The 15,955-nt window shown below is 62.3% G+C and carries 15 protein-coding genes; 8 read left to right on the top strand and 7 right to left on the bottom strand.

Features of this window, described 5'->3' with window-relative positions; all coding sequences use genetic code 11:
• Nucleotides 1–92 precede the first annotated feature (92 nt).
• On the bottom strand, nt 93–1,769 hold the full coding sequence (locus tag AC2FNL_RS10785) for a cytochrome D1 domain-containing protein (RefSeq protein ID WP_093963191.1): 1,677 nt from the start codon (nt 1,767–1,769) through the stop codon (nt 93–95).
• Nucleotides 1,770–2,002: 233 nt separating this feature from the next.
• On the opposite strand from AC2FNL_RS10785, the gene AC2FNL_RS10780 reads away from it, so the two are divergent.
• Nucleotides 2,003–3,196: an NnrS family protein gene (locus AC2FNL_RS10780; protein WP_496833565.1), complete on the top strand. Its 1,194-nt coding sequence runs from the start codon at nt 2,003–2,005 to the stop codon at nt 3,194–3,196.
• 5 nt (nt 3,197–3,201) lie between these two features.
• On the opposite strand, the gene AC2FNL_RS10775 is transcribed toward AC2FNL_RS10780, so the two are convergent.
• Entirely contained in the window at nt 3,202–4,308 is a 1,107-nt protein-coding gene (locus AC2FNL_RS10775) for a Hint domain-containing protein (protein WP_496833564.1), read from the bottom strand.
• A 244-nt stretch (nt 4,309–4,552) separates the two neighbouring features.
• Here AC2FNL_RS10775 and AC2FNL_RS10770 point away from each other — a divergent pair, with 244 nt between their 5' ends.
• From AC2FNL_RS10770 to AC2FNL_RS10745, 6 genes are read left to right on the top strand one after another with little or no spacing between them, the layout of a single operon-like run.
• The gene (locus AC2FNL_RS10770; protein ID WP_093963737.1) at nt 4,553–5,002 is read left to right on the top strand and encodes a c-type cytochrome; all 450 of its coding nucleotides are present in this window, start codon (nt 4,553–4,555) and stop codon (nt 5,000–5,002) included.
• A gap of 15 nt (nt 5,003–5,017) precedes the next feature.
• Nucleotides 5,018–6,418 carry a cbb3-type cytochrome c oxidase subunit I gene (locus AC2FNL_RS10765; protein WP_093963188.1) on the top strand — a complete coding sequence of 467 codons (1,401 nt, stop codon included), beginning with the start codon at nt 5,018–5,020 and terminating at the stop codon, nt 6,416–6,418.
• A complete protein-coding gene (locus tag AC2FNL_RS10760) occupies nt 6,415–7,230 on the top strand; it encodes a CbbQ/NirQ/NorQ/GpvN family protein (RefSeq protein ID WP_093963187.1) in 816 nt (271 codons plus the stop codon). Before AC2FNL_RS10765 ends, AC2FNL_RS10760 begins: the two co-directional genes overlap by 4 nt.
• An 8-nt stretch (nt 7,231–7,238) precedes the next feature.
• The gene (locus tag AC2FNL_RS10755; RefSeq protein ID WP_496833563.1) at nt 7,239–9,161 is read left to right on the top strand and encodes a nitric oxide reductase activation protein NorD; all 1,923 of its coding nucleotides are present in this window, start codon (nt 7,239–7,241) and stop codon (nt 9,159–9,161) included.
• Nucleotides 9,158–9,706 (top strand): cytochrome c oxidase subunit 3, encoded by a 549-nt coding sequence (locus AC2FNL_RS10750; protein WP_496833561.1) that lies wholly within the window; start codon nt 9,158–9,160, stop codon nt 9,704–9,706. The genes AC2FNL_RS10755 and AC2FNL_RS10750 overlap by 4 nt, the downstream gene beginning before the upstream one ends.
• 4 nt (nt 9,707–9,710) lie before the next feature.
• On the top strand, nt 9,711–9,986 hold the full coding sequence (locus tag AC2FNL_RS10745; RefSeq protein ID WP_496833560.1) for a cytochrome C oxidase subunit IV family protein: 276 nt from the start codon (nt 9,711–9,713) through the stop codon (nt 9,984–9,986).
• A 59-nt stretch (nt 9,987–10,045) separates the two neighbouring features.
• On the opposite strand, the gene hemA is transcribed toward AC2FNL_RS10745, so the two are convergent.
• The gene (gene hemA / locus AC2FNL_RS10740) at nt 10,046–11,269 is read right to left on the bottom strand and encodes a 5-aminolevulinate synthase (protein ID WP_496833558.1); all 1,224 of its coding nucleotides are present in this window, start codon (nt 11,267–11,269) and stop codon (nt 10,046–10,048) included.
• 179 nt (nt 11,270–11,448) lie between these two features.
• On the opposite strand from hemA, the gene AC2FNL_RS10735 reads away from it, so the two are divergent.
• Nucleotides 11,449–12,150 (top strand): Crp/Fnr family transcriptional regulator, encoded by a 702-nt coding sequence (locus AC2FNL_RS10735; RefSeq protein WP_496833557.1) that lies wholly within the window; start codon nt 11,449–11,451, stop codon nt 12,148–12,150.
• Nucleotides 12,151–12,160: 10 nt separating this feature from the next.
• Here the strand turns inward: AC2FNL_RS10735 and AC2FNL_RS10730 are convergent, their stop codons facing one another.
• Genes AC2FNL_RS10730 through AC2FNL_RS10715 form a run of 4 tightly spaced genes read right to left on the bottom strand, consistent with a single transcriptional unit; the run spans nt 12,161 to nt 15,951 of the window.
• Nucleotides 12,161–13,156, bottom strand: a complete 996-nt coding sequence (locus tag AC2FNL_RS10730) for an ABC transporter ATP-binding protein (RefSeq protein WP_093963182.1) — start codon at nt 13,154–13,156, stop codon at nt 12,161–12,163.
• Nucleotide 13,157: 1 nt separating this feature from the next.
• Nucleotides 13,158–14,186 (bottom strand): Gfo/Idh/MocA family protein, encoded by a 1,029-nt coding sequence (locus tag AC2FNL_RS10725; RefSeq protein WP_170341789.1) that lies wholly within the window; start codon nt 14,184–14,186, stop codon nt 13,158–13,160.
• A complete protein-coding gene (locus AC2FNL_RS10720; protein WP_496833556.1) occupies nt 14,183–15,022 on the bottom strand; it encodes a carbohydrate ABC transporter permease in 840 nt (279 codons plus the stop codon). The genes AC2FNL_RS10725 and AC2FNL_RS10720 overlap by 4 nt, the downstream gene beginning before the upstream one ends.
• A 14-nt stretch (nt 15,023–15,036) precedes the next feature.
• Nucleotides 15,037–15,951, bottom strand: coding sequence for a carbohydrate ABC transporter permease (locus tag AC2FNL_RS10715; RefSeq protein ID WP_496833554.1), 915 nt, complete (start codon nt 15,949–15,951; stop codon nt 15,037–15,039).
• Between the last annotated feature and the right edge of the window lie 4 nt (nt 15,952–15,955).

Here is a 15,955-nt window from a genome sequence, read left to right as displayed (position 1 = left end):
AATGGCGGTTGGGATGCCGGGCAGGGCGCCGCGGACAAACGTGGAAAGGGCGGGCGAGGGGCCCGCCCTTTCCTGTGCTTGCTGCCAACCCGTCAGGTGACGTGGTTCGAGCGGTTGTAGACGTTGAACTTGCCGGTCGGCGCATAGAGCCCGTCGATACGGCCGATCTCTTCCAGCGTCTTGGCGTCGAAGATCACGATTTGACCGTTGGGCTCCTTGGAGTCCGACAGGTTCCACTTGGAGACCCAGACCTCGGTGCCGTCGGCATTGAATTCAAAGTGAACGGCGGCACTGCCTTCGTCTTCGGTGATCTGGATCGTTTTCACGATCTCGCCGGTCTCTTTCGAGATGACTTGCACCGACTGCTGGATTTCCGGCTCGGGGTGTTTGGTCTGGTCAGCCCAGATGTAGTCTGAGTTCGGGTGGGTGCGGACAAACAGGCCGGGGCCGTCCGTCTCTACTTCGTAGCAGACCTTCCAAGCCTGATCCGGGTGGCCTTCGGGGTCGTTGCCCCAAACGGTCACGGTACCCACACCCAGGTGGGTCGTGCCGGCAACCGGTCCACAGTTCGGATCGACCCAGTTTGCGCCCGGTCCGGGGTGCGGCAGGGCGGCGGTGTCGATCATCGCCTCCAGCTTGTGGGTTTCGGTATCGACGACTACCATTTTGTTCGACGCGTTCGCGGCGATCTGGAAATAGCGGCCCGTCGGGTCAAAGAACCCGTCATGCAGGAACTTGGCGCTGTCGATCTTGTCGATGCGCAGGTTGTCGAGGTCCGTGTAATCGACCTGCCACAACTGGCCCAGTTCTTTCACGGCGACGATCCAAGTGGGTTCGTTCGGTGTCGTGTAGATCGCGGCCACGCGGCTCTCTTCGACATAGTCGCCGTCCACGTTCACGCCGCGGGTCGAAACGACCTTGAGCGGTTCCATGGTTTTGGCGTCAACGATCGCGAAGTGCGGCGGCCAGTAACCACCACCGATGACGTATTTGCCATCGCCGGAAACTGCGACGTCGCGGGCGTCATAGGCGATCTTGACCTCCGAGACCAACATCTTGTCTGGCGTCTGCCAGAGGTCGATTTTGGTCATCTTGCCGTCGCGACCCATGGTGTACCAGAAGCGGCCGGGATGTTCCGGTTCGGTCAGGCTGTGGTGTTCGGACGCTTTCAGAACGTGCACGGCATATCCGGTGGGGATGTGGGTCAGCACCTCTTTGGTGTCGCCGTCGATTACGGCAACCTTGCCCACGTCACGTTCGATGACGACGAAGAAGTTCTCCCAGTTGCGACCGTGCAACGGCTCGGTCGGATAATCTGCCTCTTCGACATAGACCTTGCGGGTCGCCTTCATCTGTTCAAGCGACATTTCCGGCGGCTTGGGCGCGTCCATCATGATGTAGGTCGCCATGTCGCGAATCTGCTCCTCGGTCATGATGTCCGAGAAGTTGTTCATGCCGCCTTCGGTGCCCCACGCGATGATCTTTTCAAGGCGCTCCTGGCCCAGTTGCAGGGTGCCGCCTTCGGTCACGGTGCCGTCGGCTGCGGTTTTCTTCCAGTGCGGCTCGAGGTTCTTGCCGGTGGCGCCTTTGCGCAGCACGCCGTGGCAGCCGGCACATTGTTCGAAATAGAGCTGTTTCGAAGCCTCGAAGGCCTCGTCGCTCAGGGTTGGCTCTTCGGCGAATGTCGGAGCAGCGACGCTGCCCAACAACATGGCCAGACCGACCCTGAAGGCGCGGCCGGTGGTGTAATGGCTGATTCCAAGTGACATGATCACTCTCCGTTTGCTGGTGAGGCAGGCCGGACACTGCGCCGGGACGGGCGTCTTCTCCTTGACGAAAGTCAACGGAGGGGGCGTTCAGAGGGAAATGGGGTGGAAAAAAGCCATGAAAATAAGTGCTTTTTGGGGTCATGTTTTCGCCGACGCTTGATTTTGGTTAAGGGGCGCGGGCCCAGCGGTTGCTAGTGCTTGGCAAACGAACAGCTTGGCCAAGGAGAGCAGGCATGCCATCGGCAATCACGCGCGTTATGGGTGAGGGGTTCCGGGTCTTTTTTCTGTTTGCAGGTCTTTACGGCGTGTTTGCCGGTCTGGCCTGGGGCGGGTGGCTGGCAACGCTGGCCGGGATCGAAATGTGGACCAAAGCGCCCTATGCCATGAGCCCGCCGATGTGGCACGCGCACGAGATGATTTTCGGCTATGCCAGTGCCGCACTGGGCGGGTTCTTTCTGACCGCAGTTCCCAACTGGACCGGCGCCCCCGAGGCGCGGCGCCTATTTATTGCCGCTGCAGCGGCGCTGTGGTTGGCCGGGCGCGTGGCACTGTGGTTCTCGGGTGCGATCGACCCGGTGATTGTCGCAGTGCTCGACCTCGCCTTCGTGCCGGTTCTTGCGGCCAAGATCGCCACCCAGCTGATCCGGCGTCCCAAGCCGCAGAACATGATCTTTCTTCTGTTGCTGGCCTACATCTGGGTGTCAAACCTGTTGACCCATCTGGACTGGATCGGTGTGACGGCCGGAACCCTGGATGTCGGTCTGCGCACAGGTTTGCTGGCCTTGTGTTCCATGATCGCCATTCTGGGAGGTCGGATCACTCCGGCCTTTACGCGCAACGCAATGAAGCGCGCAGGCGTGCCCGAAGCTGACTGGCCTGTCAGTCGTGATTGGATGGAAAAAAGCAACATGGTGCTGGCCCTGCTGCTGCCCGCTGCGATGCTAATCTTCGGGGCCGGGTACGCAGTCGCGATAATGGCACTGGTCCTCGGAGTGATACAGGGCTTGCGCCTGTCAGCTTGGCGGGGGGCTTGGGCGCTCCGGCAGCCGATCCTGTTTGCGCTGCATCTGGCCCTGGGGATGCTGGGCCTTGGCTTGGTTCTGTGGGGAATGAGCCTGTTGGGCCTCGGCAGCGAACTCGGTGCGCTGCATGTGTTGGGCATCGGCTGTGTGGGCGGGATGACCCTGGCGGTCATGAGCCGCGCTGCGCTTGGCCATAGCGGCAGGGCGCTTGTCGCCCCCGCTCCGGTGGTCGTCGCCTACGGAGCGATGGCTTTGGCTGCGATCTTGCGCTGGATTGGGTCCGGGTTGGACGCGCAATTTCTGACCACCATGCTGGTCGCCGACGGGCTGTGGATCAGCGCGATGGCGCTGTATGTGGTGGCGATGTGGCCGGCCTTGGTGGGTCCGCGTGCGGTACCGTCCTGAGCGGCTCAGGCCCGGTCGATCAATGGTCGCGCGTTTTTGACATGCCGATGGATCATGTGCCGCGCACGCTTGCCGGTTTCGGGAATGGGCCGAGCGGCGATCGGGACATGATCCGGGTCGTCAAGCTCGGGGAATATCTCGAAGATCTCGTCTCGGGCATCGCGGCCAATGCTTTTGAGAGCCTCGGGCCCGGTGTACAGGCTTTCCGACGGAGCCCCCTCGGCGGTCACGATTTCATGGCGGTCGAACAGAATGTGGTAGTACGGCACGCTGCTGGCAGTTTCATCGACATGAACGCCGGGAACGCCGACCAGCTTATGGGCGGGGATCAGCACTTCTTGGGCGTCGAACATGCGCACGGCAATCGCCGAGCGGACCAGCATCCGGTGCTGCGGAGAGACCCGCAGATCGCGCCGCGGTAGACCCGCCCCCAGCGCACCCGCAGACACGCAGACCGGCCGCAGCCGTGGCTTGGCTCGCAGCTCGGCCGACGTCAAGGTGCGCGAGCCGATCCAGCGAATCGGTTGCGGGCCGTGATCGAGCGTCAGAACCAGGTCGCCTTCGGCCAGATCTTCTATCGCTTTGGCGCCGGTGGGTGTTTCGATCAGCGTACCGGCGGTAAAGCAGGGCACGTCGACAATAGCTGTAGGATCGGTGGTGTCCGGCGCGTTCGACGGGGTCACATTCGAACGAATGAAGGAATAGGCGGTACCGGGTACCAAAGGTTCGGACGTGATGTATCCGACAAGACTTCCTTCAACCTCGACCCGAAAAACATCGATCGTACCGCCGCCCGGTTTGGTCAGGGCGTAGGATTCTTCCAGATAGATAGCGCCGGAATCAAAGGTGGTTGATCCGTCAAGACTGGTGACAACGCCTGTCTGTGTCAGGTCATCGCCGACTTCGTTGTTGAAGCGGTCGCCGTTGAAATCAGTTCCGTTGTCCGGATCTCCGTTCACGAGCGTTCCACCGGCCGCGTCGGTTACGTCAAATACCCGGCGATCGGTGTTCGGATCATAGCCTGAACTCAGAGTGATGGTACCGGAGTTAAACCCGGTAAAACTAAGTGAAATCACCCCCGGCGCGTAGCCGATATAGGAATAGTTCGCCATCTTTTACTCGTTCACTCACTCATTCAAAGACACCGGAACCGCACAACACAGACCCGGCAACTCCATCTGACTTGGCACCCTGATAGCAGCGGTTCAAGGCGATTTCGGGGCATTTCACGCTTATTTTAAGGGAATGTAGCCTATTGGCCGCGTGCCAGGACAGAGTCTTGACTTTCGTTAAGGCGGCAAACCGCCCATCCCGCCATTGTCCCACTACCAGCAAAGCGGCGCAAAGGAGAGCGCAATGCGAGAAGTCATGACCAAGAGCATGGCCCGCAACATATTCTATGGCGGGTCACTGTTCTTTATCTTAATCTTTCTGGCCCTGTCGGCCCATTCACACCTGTACATCGTCAATTCGCCGAACTCGGCGAAGCTGGATGAAAGCGTGATCCGGGGCAAGCATGTCTGGGAAAAACACGCCTGCATCAACTGCCACTCGATCATGGGTGAGGGTGCCTATTTCGCCCCCGAGGTCGCCAACGTGATGACCCGCTGGGGCGTTCTGGACGACCCGGAATCGGCCTTTGAATCCCTCAAGGGCTGGATGGAGGCGCAACCCACCGGCATTCCCGGTCGCCGGCAGATGCCCCAATTCAACCTCAGCGACGAAGAGATCCGTGATCTGGCCAACTTCCTGATCTGGACGGACAATATCGACGCTCAGGACTGGCCCCCGAATGACGCGGGCTGAGAAGGGAACGGAGCAATGAAATACGAATCCCAAAAAGTGGCCTATGCCTATTTCGCATTCGCAATGGCCCTGTTCGCGATCCAGGTGATCGGCGGTCTGCTGGCCGGCTGGATCTACGTATCCCCGAACTTTCTGAGCGAGCTTCTGCCGTTCAACATCGTGCGGATGCTGCACACCAACGCGCTGATCGTATGGCTGATCACCGGCTTTTTCGGCGCGGCCTATTTCCTGATCCCCGAAGAGGCCGAGCGCGAGATCCACTCGACCAAGCTGGCCTATATCCAGCTGGCGATCCTGATTCTGGGCACGCTGGGTGTGGTGCTGACCTATGTCTTCAACCTGTTCGAAGGCAACTGGTTGCTGGGCAAAGAGGGGCGCGAGTTCCTTGAGCAACCCAAATGGGTCAAGGCCGGCATCGTCGTGGCGGCGCTGATCTTCCTCTACAACGTGTCGTTGACCGTGCTGAAGGGCAAGAAGACCGCCATCACAAACATCCTGCTGCTGGGCCTGTGGGGTCTGGCGCTGCTGTTCCTGTTCGCCTTCTACAACCCGGGCAACCTGTCGCTGGACAAGCAGTATTGGTGGTATGTCGTCCATCTGTGGGTCGAAGGCGTGTGGGAACTGATCATGGCCTCGATTCTGGCCTACCTGATGCTTAAGCTGACCGGTGTTGACCGCGAAGTGGTCGAGAAATGGCTTTATGTCATCGTCGCCGCCGCGCTGTTCTCGGGCATTCTGGGCACCGGGCACCACTATTACTGGATCGGTACGCCGGGCTACTGGCAGTGGATCGGGTCGATCTTCTCGAGCCTCGAGGTAATCCCGTTCTTCGCGATGATGGCCTTTGCCTTCGTCATGGTCTGGAAGGGCCGCCGGGACCACCCCAACAAAGCCGCGCTGCTGTGGTCGCTGGGCTGTGCCACGCTGGCCTTCTTCGGCGCCGGGGTCTGGGGCTTCCTGCACACGTTGCACGGGGTGAACTATTACACCCACGGCACGCAGATCACCGCGGCTCACGGGCACCTGGCCTTCTACGGCGCCTATGTCTGCCTCAACCTGGCGATCTTCACCTATGCGATGCCGATCCTGAAAAACCGGGATCCGTACAACCAGGTGCTGAACATGGCCTCGTTCTGGCTGATGACCAGCGGCATGGTCTTCATGACCTTCGTGCTGACCTTCGCCGGTACCGTCCAGACGCACATGCAGCGCGTGGTGGGTGACTACTACATGGATGTGCAGGATCAGATCGCGATCTTCTACTGGATGCGCTTCGGCTCCGGTCTGGTCGCGGTCATCGGTGCGCTGCTGTTCATCTACTCGATCTGGGTTCCGCGCAAGGAAATCGTCGAACCCGGACCGGTCGAACGCGAGCGTCTGGAAAGCGATCCTGACCACGTGGCAGCGGAGTCATGAACATGGATGGATCGATGCAACTGGGAAAGGGGGCGGCAGACGCCCCCTTCTACCTGCCCCAAGGCGATGAATGCGACGTGTTCGCCGCCGCCTATACCAACAAGCTGCCGGTCCTGCTGAAGGGGCCGACAGGGTGCGGCAAGACCCGTTTCGTGGCCCACATGGCCGCCAGCCTGGGCCGGCCGCTCTATACCGTAGCCTGCCACGACGACCTGGCCGCCGCCGACCTGATCGGGCGCTATCTGCTGAAGGGCGGCGAGACGGTCTGGGTCGATGGTCCCTTGACCCGCGCGGTGCGGGAAGGCGCGATCTGTTACCTTGACGAGGTGGTCGAGGCGCGCAAGGACGTGACCGTGGTGCTGCACCCGCTGACCGACGATCGGCGCATCCTGCCGATCGACCGCACCGGAGAAGAGCTTGAGGCCGCGCCCGGCTTCATGCTGGTGGCCTCGTACAACCCCGGCTATCAGAACATCCTGAAAACCCTCAAACCCTCGACCCGGCAGCGGTTCATCTCGCTGGAATTCGACTTTCCCTCGCCTCAGATGGAGGCCGAGGTGGTCGCGCAGGAAAGCGGACTGCCGCTGGAACGCTGCAAACCGCTGGTGCGGCTGGCGGGAAAACTGCGCGGGCTCAAGGGTCAGGACCTCGAGGAAGGCGTATCCACCCGTCTGGTCGTCTATGCCGCGACGCTGATCGCGCAGGGCATGTCCACCGACCGCGCCATCCTTGCCGCCATGATCGAACCTCTGACCGATGATGAGGATATCAAACGCGGGCTCCTCGATCTTGTCACCGCCGTCTTTGGGTGAGGCCGGCGATGGTCAGGATCGACTTTGAGCCATGGGAACCCGAAGAAACGATCGGGAAACTGTGGCACACCCTTGCCAGCCGCCTTGATGCACCAGAGGTGCACGAAGGAGCCGCGGTCGACCTGTCGCAGGTCGCGGGGCGGCTGGCCGTTCTTTTCCGGGGGCTGGGCGGCAGTCCGGGCGTCGAGCTGCGCCCGGTTTCGCCCGAGCTCTCGCGCCACCGGCTGGGCTGGCGGCGCAAGCTGGCCACCGAGGCCGAGCTGATCCCACGCGCCAGTTTCGACGGCGAGGTCCTGCGCCTGCCCGACCGGCTGGCGGTGTTTCCCGCGCGCGAAGCCAATGGCGCGCTTTATGTCTGGCTGGCGGCGGTCGCTGCCCATGCCGGAACCCGCATCGACGAGGACGACCCCCTGCGCGCCGATCTGCGCGCCCTGCAGGCGGCCGGCGCGATGGTCGCCTCAACGCTCGAAGACGCGCCGGGCCTGCGCCCGCTTTACGCCGAGCTGTGCAAGGGCGTGCTGTATCAGCGCGACTTGCCGGGCCTGCCCCCGGCCGAGGCCGCCGTCGAAGACCTGATCCGCCGGATGCTGGGCGACCCAGCGCCCCTGTCCGCCCGCGCCCAGGCCTACGACGCCCTGGGCGATGACGTGGCCGCCCCGCGCGGGTACCAGCCGTTCCGCCCGGTGCCCCTGTGGCCCGAACTGCGCGCGGTCGCCTTTTCAGAACACACCGAGGTCGAAAGCCGCGACACCGACGGCCCACCCGAGGAATCGGGCCATAAGACTCACCGCGCCCGTCGCCGCAAGTCCGACCAGGCCGAGCGGCAGGACAGCCTGATCCTGCACAAGTTCGAGGCGATCCTCAGCTGGGCCGAGTTCCTCAACCTCAACCGCCGGATCGACGATGACGATCCCGACAACGCCAAGAAGGCCGCCGACGACCAGGATGAGATCGGGTTGGGCCAGATCTCGAAGGCCCCGCCGACCCGGCTGAAACTGCATCTCGATCTCGCGCCCGAGGACGTGAACCGCGAGCGCCTTTCGGGGCGTGTGCTGTACCCGGAATGGGATGTGCGCACGGGGCAGTATCTGCCCGATCACGTCAACGTTCTGACCTCGGATGCCGAGATCCGCGAGGATGCCGCCGAGTTCGGCAAGGACCCGGCCACCGCCCGCCGCATCCGCGCCGTCAAACGCCAGTTCGAGGCGCTGCGCCCGGGCCGGGTGATGACCCGCGGCCATCTGGACGGCGACCAGCTGGACATCGAGGCCGCCGTGCGCAGCGCCGTGGACCGCCACGCCAATGGCGAGGGCAATGAGCGCATCTGGATGCAATCCCGGCCCGAGGCGCGCGACCTGGCGGTGTCGATCCTGCTGGACATAAGCCGCTCGACCGAAAGCGCGGTCGCGGGGCGTGCGGTGATCGATATCGAACGCGAGGCACTGGCGGCGCTGGCCTGGGGCCTGAACGCCTGCGGCGACGATTTCGCCATTCACGCCTTCAGTTCGCTGAAACGCCAGCGGGTCTATGTGCAGCGCTGCAAAAAGTTCAGTGAGCCAATGACCGCCACCGTCGAGCAGCGCATCGCGTCGCTGCGGCCGGGCCACTATACCCGGCTGGGGGCGGCGATTCGTCATGCCTCGGCCGATCTGGCGGCGCAGGCGCGCAAACGCCGGCTGCTGCTGGTGATCACCGACGGCAAGCCCAATGATCTCGACCACTACGAGGGCCGCCACGGCATCGAAGACACCTGCATGGCCGTGCGCGAGGCGCGCCGGGCGGGGCAGTCGGTCTTTGGCGTCACCATCGACAAGACCGGCAAAAGCTGGTTCCCGCGCATGTTCGGGCAGGGCGGGTTCGCGGTGATCCCCGACCCCAACCGCCTGACCATGGCCCTGCCGCAGATCTATCGCCAACTGGTCGGCGCATGAGTGATACGTCCTTGATCGACGAGTTGCCCGGCGAATTGCTGATGTGGGTTCTGATCGTCTCGGAGCTGCTGGTGTTCGGGGCCGGGCTGATCGCCTTCATGGGTGTCCGCCTGACCGATCCGTCCGGCTTTGCCGAGGCGCAATCGCATCTCTACCGCACCGGAGCCGCGCTCAATACCGGGGTTCTGGTCACCTCGGGCTTTCTGGCGGCGCGGGCGCTGCGCTGGCGGCGGGCGGCACGCCGTGGCGCCGCGCGGCTGGCCCTGATCGGCGCGGCCCTGCTGGGCGTGGTGTTCCTGATCATCAAGGGCGCGGAATATGGCGGCAAGGCCGCGCAGGGCATCAGCTATGAGACCCACCCGTTCTTCCTGTTCTACTACCTTCTCACCGGGTTCCATGCCGCGCATGTGCTGGCCGGGGTCGTCATTCTGCTGCTGGTCGCCTGGCGCGACGATCCCCGCAATATCGAGGCGGGGGGCCAGTTCTGGCACATGGTCGATCTGGTCTGGGTCCTGCTCTTTCCGGTGATCTACCTGCTGGGGTGACGCGATGCCGAGTTTTTCCTTTGACCGATACACCCGCGCGGATCGCCTGACCCGCGCCTGGGCCGGCCTGATCGCGCTCAGCCTGGCCTCGGCCCTGCTGACCCTTGTGCCCATTGAGCCCCGGCTGGTCGGGGGCGGCATCCTGCTGCTGGCCTTGTGCAAGGCTCGCATCATCCTGGCGCGGTATCTCGACCTTGAATGCAGCCCGGCCTGGCTGCGGGGCTTCACGCTGGTGCTGAGCGCCTTTGCGGCATTGATCTTCGCGCTCTGTCTGGTCTGAGGCAAAAAAGAACCGCCGCGCACAGGGGCACGGCGGCTTGCCAGTTCAGGGACAGAAATCTATTGCGCGGCCATCGGCATCCGGGCGATCTGGCACCGCTGCCACAAAGCCGACAGCGCGCCGACCAGATGGTCGATATCGGCATCGGTATGCACGGGCGAGGGCGTGATGCGCAGCCGCTCGGTGCCTTTGGGTACGGTGGGATAGTTGATCGGCTGGATGTAGATGCCGAACTCTTCCAGCAGCGTGTCCGAGATGAACTTGCACTTGACCGGGTCGCCCACCATCACCGGGATGATGTGGCTGGGGTTGGGCAGATGCGGGATGCCCTCGGCGTCGAGCCGGGCGCGCACCTGGGCCACGCGCGCCTTCTGAAGGTCGCGTTCCGCATTCGACTGCTTCAGATGCCGGATCGAGGCCGCAGCCCCGGCCGCGACCGCCGGGGGCAGGGCGGTGGTAAAGATGAACCCGCTGGCAAAGCTGCGCACGAAATCGCACAGCGCGGCCGAGGCGGCGATATAGCCGCCCACAACGCCGAAGGCCTTGCCCAGCGTGCCCTCGATCACGGTCAGGCGGTCCATCAGACCCTCGCGTTCGGCGATGCCGCCGCCGCGCGGGCCGTAGAGGCCGACGGCATGCACCTCGTCCAGATAGGTCATGGCGCCGAATTCATCGGCCAGGTCGCAGATTTCCTTGATCGGCGCGATGTCGCCATCCATCGAATAGACCGATTCAAAGGCGATCATCTTGGGCGCCTCGGGGTCGGCGGCGGCCAGCTTGGCGCGCAGGTCGTCCAGATCGTTGTGCTTCCAGATCACCTTCTGCGCCCGCGAATGGCGGATTCCCTCGATCATCGAGGCATGGTTCAGCGCGTCCGAGAACACGATCAGGCCGGGGATCTTGGCCGCCAGCGTCCCCAGCGCGGCCCAGTTTGAGACGTAGCCGGAGGTGAACAGCAGCGCCGCCTCTTTCCCGTGCAGGTCGGCCAGTTCCTGCTCCAGCAGGACGTGGTCATGGGTGGTGCCGGAAATGTTGCGGGTGCCGCCCGCACCGGCGCCGCAGCGGTCCAGCGCATCATGCATTGCCGCCAGAACCGACGGGTGCTGGCCCATGCCCAGATAGTCGTTCGAACACCAGATGCGCACGTCCCGTGCCGCCGCGCCATCGGTCTGGCGGGCATTGGGGAAGGCGCCGCATTTGCGCTGCAGCTCGATGAAGACACGATAGTTGCCCTCGGCCTTCAGGTCGCTGAGGCTCTGGCTGAAGAAACGCTCGTAATCCATGTCTCGATCTCCCCGGAAAACTGGCTGTTGGCGGGCAGACTATGGGTGCGCGCACGCCGGGAACATGACAATAGTCAAGCGAGGCTGGGAAAAGGGTGGTGCGCGGCGCGCGGGTTTGGCATAGGCTGGCGCAGGGATGGATGGGCCGGGTTTTCGGCCGGACAAAAGGGGATGCCTTCGTGGCGCATGAAGCACAAAAAGCCATTGCGCGGCAGTCGCTGCTGCTCAAAAGCCTGCCGGATCAGCATGTCGAAAACCTGCTGAGCCACGCGATCTGGCGCCAGTATGACCGTGGCGAGACGATCTTTGTGCAGGAAGAAAGCGCTCAGGCCGTGCATGTCGTCCTGGCCGGATGGGTCAAGCTGTTCCGCATGTCGCCCACCGGGGCTGAGGCCGTGGTCAGCGTCTTTACCCGCGGCGAAAGCTTTGGCGAAGCGGTAGCGCTGCGCAACGTGCCTTATCCGGTTTCGGCCGAGGCGGTCTCGGCCTGCGAGATCATGCACATTCCCAGCCCGGTGTTGATTTCTTTGATGAAGACCGACCCCGAGATCGGGATCTCGATCCTGGCTTCGACCTTCACACATTTGCATTCGCTGGTGTCCCAGCTGGAACAGCTCAAAGCCCAGACCGGGGCGCAGCGGGTGGCCGAGTTCCTGCTGAACCTGTGTGACTGCGACGACGGCGCCTGCGAAGTCGAGCTGCCCTATGACAAGATGCTGATCGCCGGGCGTCTGGGTATGAAGCCCGAAAGCCTGAGCCGTGCGTTTTCGCGGCTCAAGGCGGTGGGGGTGAAGATCAACCGCAACCACGCGGAAATCTCGGACATTCCGCAGCTGCGAGACTATGCCGACAGCGACCCGGCCGACAATTGGGGGCGCTGAACGGGCCCGGTCAAACCCGCAACCCGTCCTCTCCGAACGTCAGTGCATTGGCCGGATCATAGTCGATGCCGACCTGCGTCCCCGGGGACACCTGATGCTGACCAAAGGCCCGAACGGTAAAGGGCTTGTCGGTACCGATATCGACCAACACGTTGGTATCTGCTCCAAGGTTTTCCACGTGAACGACTGTGCCCGAAAGCGGACCCGACTGCCCAAGGCGAGCGTATTCAGGGCGAATGCCGATGAGTTGCCGGCCAGATCCACCGATCCGATCGGCGGGCACGAAATTCATCGCCGGAGACCCGATGAACTCGGCCACGAACCGGTTGGCGGGGTTGTTGTACAGCTCCATCGGGCTGCCGATCTGTTCGACCCGGCCGTCGCGCAACACAACGATCTTGTCCGCCAAAGTCATCGCCTCGGTCTGGTCGTGGGTCACGTAGATCATGCTTGCGTCGATCTGGCGGTGCAGGTTTGCGATTTCGACCCGGGTGTTCAGGCGCAACGCGGCATCCAGATTGGACAACGGCTCGTCAAAAAGGAAAAGCTTCGGGTTCCGTACGATCGCGCGGCCGATCGCGACGCGCTGGCGCTGACCGCCGGACAACTCGGCCGGGCGACGTTCAAGATACGGATCCAGCGACAACATGCGGCTGGCTTCGGTGATGCGGCGCGCGACTTCGTCCTTGGGATGACCGGCCTGCTTCAAGCCCAGTTCCATGTTCCCCCGAACAGTCAGATGCGGATACAGCGCATAAGACTGGAACACCATTGCGATGCCGCGCTTGGCCGGTGGGACCTCGTTGACGGTCTGGCCATCGATTTCGACCGTTCCTGAGGTCGCCTCTTCAAGCCCCGCGATCACGCGCAACAGGGTGGACTTGCCGCAACCCGAGGGGCCAACAAAGACCACGAATTCGTTTTCCTCGACGGTCAGGTCGATGTTCTTCAGCACGTTTACCTGTCCGAAGGACTTGCACACATTGGTCAGTTTCAGGGCGGTCACGTCACGTCTCCTTCAGGTCGACCGGCTGGCCGGATCGAATGCTTTGGTCGGCGGCAAGGCAGATCCGCAGGGATTGCACCGCGTCATTCATGTGGCGGGTCAGGTCGATGTCCTGCGCGATGGCTTGCAGCATGTAGGCTTGTTCGGCGTCGCACAGTTCCTGGTGGCCAGGTTCGCCATCCATCTCGATCAGGGTGTCGCCGCTGGATTTGTGCACAAGAATGCCGCCCACTTTTGTGTGGCCGTCCACATCATCGGATGCGCCCTTGTTGCCTTCGGTAATGGAAACCGCGCCATTGGGTGAAACGATGTCTTTCACGAAGAACGCCGTTTCGGACATCATAGGACCCCAACCGGCCTCGTACCAACCAACCGAGCCATCTTCGAACACCACCTGGAACTGGCCGTAATTGTACATGTCGGGCGCGATCTCGTCCGACAATCGCAGGCCCATGCCGTTGACCCGAACGGGCCGGGCATCGGTAATCTGGCACATGACGTCGACGTAATGCACACCGCAGTCCACGATGGGTGAAGTGGTTTGCATCAGCGCCTTGTGCGTCTCCCATGTCGGACCGTCGGACTGCTGGTTCAGGTTCAGGCGAAAGACATAGGGGCCGCCCAGGTCACGCGCCTCGGATATCAACCGCATCCACGAGGGGTGATGCCGAAGGATGTAACCAACCACCAGCTTTCGGTTGGCGTCAGTGGCCTTCTCGACGACACGGCGTGCGTCTGCGACCGTGGTGGCCAGGGGTTTCTCGACAAAGACATGCGCACCGGCGTCCATTGCGGCACAGGCATAGTCGGCATGGCTGTCGGAATAGGTGGCAATCACGGCCAGATCAGGGTTAGTGTCTGCAAGCGCCGTATGGAAATCGGTGAAGACCGGATACCCCTGCAAATCCGGGTGATCCACTGTCCCGGATCGGTTCACCAGACCCACGATCTGGGCGTCGGGATGGTGATGATGCGCCAGCGCGTGGCTGAGGCCCATGTTTCCCAAACCTGCGATCAGAACCCGGATCATTTGACCGCCCCCGAAGTGATCCCGCGGATCAGTTGCCGCGAGAAGATGACATACAGAACCATGACCGGCAGGATCGCCATGCTGAGTGCCGAAAGCACCGCGTTCCAGTCGGTGACGAACTGACCGATGAAGACCTGGCTACCGAGGGTCAGGGTCTTGGTCTCTTCGGCCGGGGCCAGGATCAGCGGGAACCACAGGTCGTTCCAGATCGGGATCATGTTGAACACGGCCACGGTCGCCATGGCCGGACGCACCAGAGGCAGAACCAGGCGGAAGAAGATGGTGTATTCGCTCAGCCCGTCGATGCGGCCTGCATTCTTGAGGTCGTCGCTGACTTGCCGCATGAACTCGGACAGGATGAATACGGCCAGCGGCAGGCCCTGTGCGGTGTAGACGAGGATCAGCGCCATCAGCGTGTTGACCAGACCGGTCGCCACCATCATGTCAAGGATCGCAACCGTGCCGATGCGGATCGGAATCATGATGCCCAATGCAAGGTACAGGCCCATCAGCTTGTTGCCCTTGAACCGGTATTCGCTGAGCGCGAAAGCCGCCATTGCGCCGAACAGCAGGATCAGGAACAGCGACACGACGGTGACAATCATCGAATTCTGGAAATACAGGAAGAAGTCGCCCTGTTTCATCACCGTCTGGTATCCGATCATCGAGAATGAGTCGGCATCGGGCAGGGCCAGCGGTTCACGGAAGATCGCCTTGCGCGACTTGAAGCTGTTGATCACGATCACGAAGACCGGAAACAGGGCGATCAGCGTATAGAGGATCAGCGCGCCATGCATGGCGGCGATGTTGAAGGGGTTTCTGCGGGCTTTGTTCATGCTCTTCGGGCCCCTCAGAACTGATACCGGCGGATGCGGGTCTGGATCAGGAACAGATAGATGCAGACCCCTGTCAGGATGATGGCGAACATGCCCGTTGCTATGGCCGATCCCATGTGCGGGTCACCGAGTTGCAATTGGAACCCGAAGAAGGTTCGGTACATGAACGTGCCAAGGATGTCGGTCGAGAAGTCCGGCCCCGCCAGAGCGCCCTGGGATGCGTAGATCAGATCGAACGCATTGAAATTGCCGACAAATGTCAGGATCGAGATGATGCCGATAGAAGGCAGGATCAGCGGCAGCTTGATCTTCCAGAAGGCGGACATGCCGGTGATGCCTTCGACTTCGGCGGCCTCGAGGATCTCTTCGGGGATCGACAGCAGGGCGGCATAGATCAACATCATCGGAATGCCCACGAACTGCCAGACCGAAATCAGGGCCAGCGTGGTCAGCGCGTATTCTTCTTTGCCCAGCCAAGGCGCGAACAGAGATTTGAGTCCCACCGCGGCCAGCATATCGGGGGCGATGCCCCAGATCGGCGACAGGATCAGCTTCCAGGCGAAGCCAACGATCACGAAGGACAGGATCGTCGGGATGAAGATGGCCGATCGATAAAACGCAGCAAAGCGCAGGCGTGGGTGGCTGAGGATTGCCGCCAGTGCGATCCCGATCGGATTCTGCACCAGCATGTGAATGAAGAAGAACCAGAAATTGTTGCCCAGTGCGTTCCAGAACGCATCCGACCAAATCGGGTCGCCGAACAGGGTGCGGAAGTTGTCCAGGCCTACGAACACACGGGCCTGATCGACCTCGGCGTACAGTGCCAGCCGCAGCGTGTTGAACAGCGGAAAGACCATGACGGCCGAGTAGACCAGCACTGCGGGTGCCAGAAACACCACGATGTGCCATTTGATCCGGCGATTGCCCATGTTG

The organism is Ruegeria sp. CRTD044 (assembly GCF_059613485.1).
This window is presented reverse-complemented; position numbering and strand designations above follow the sequence as displayed.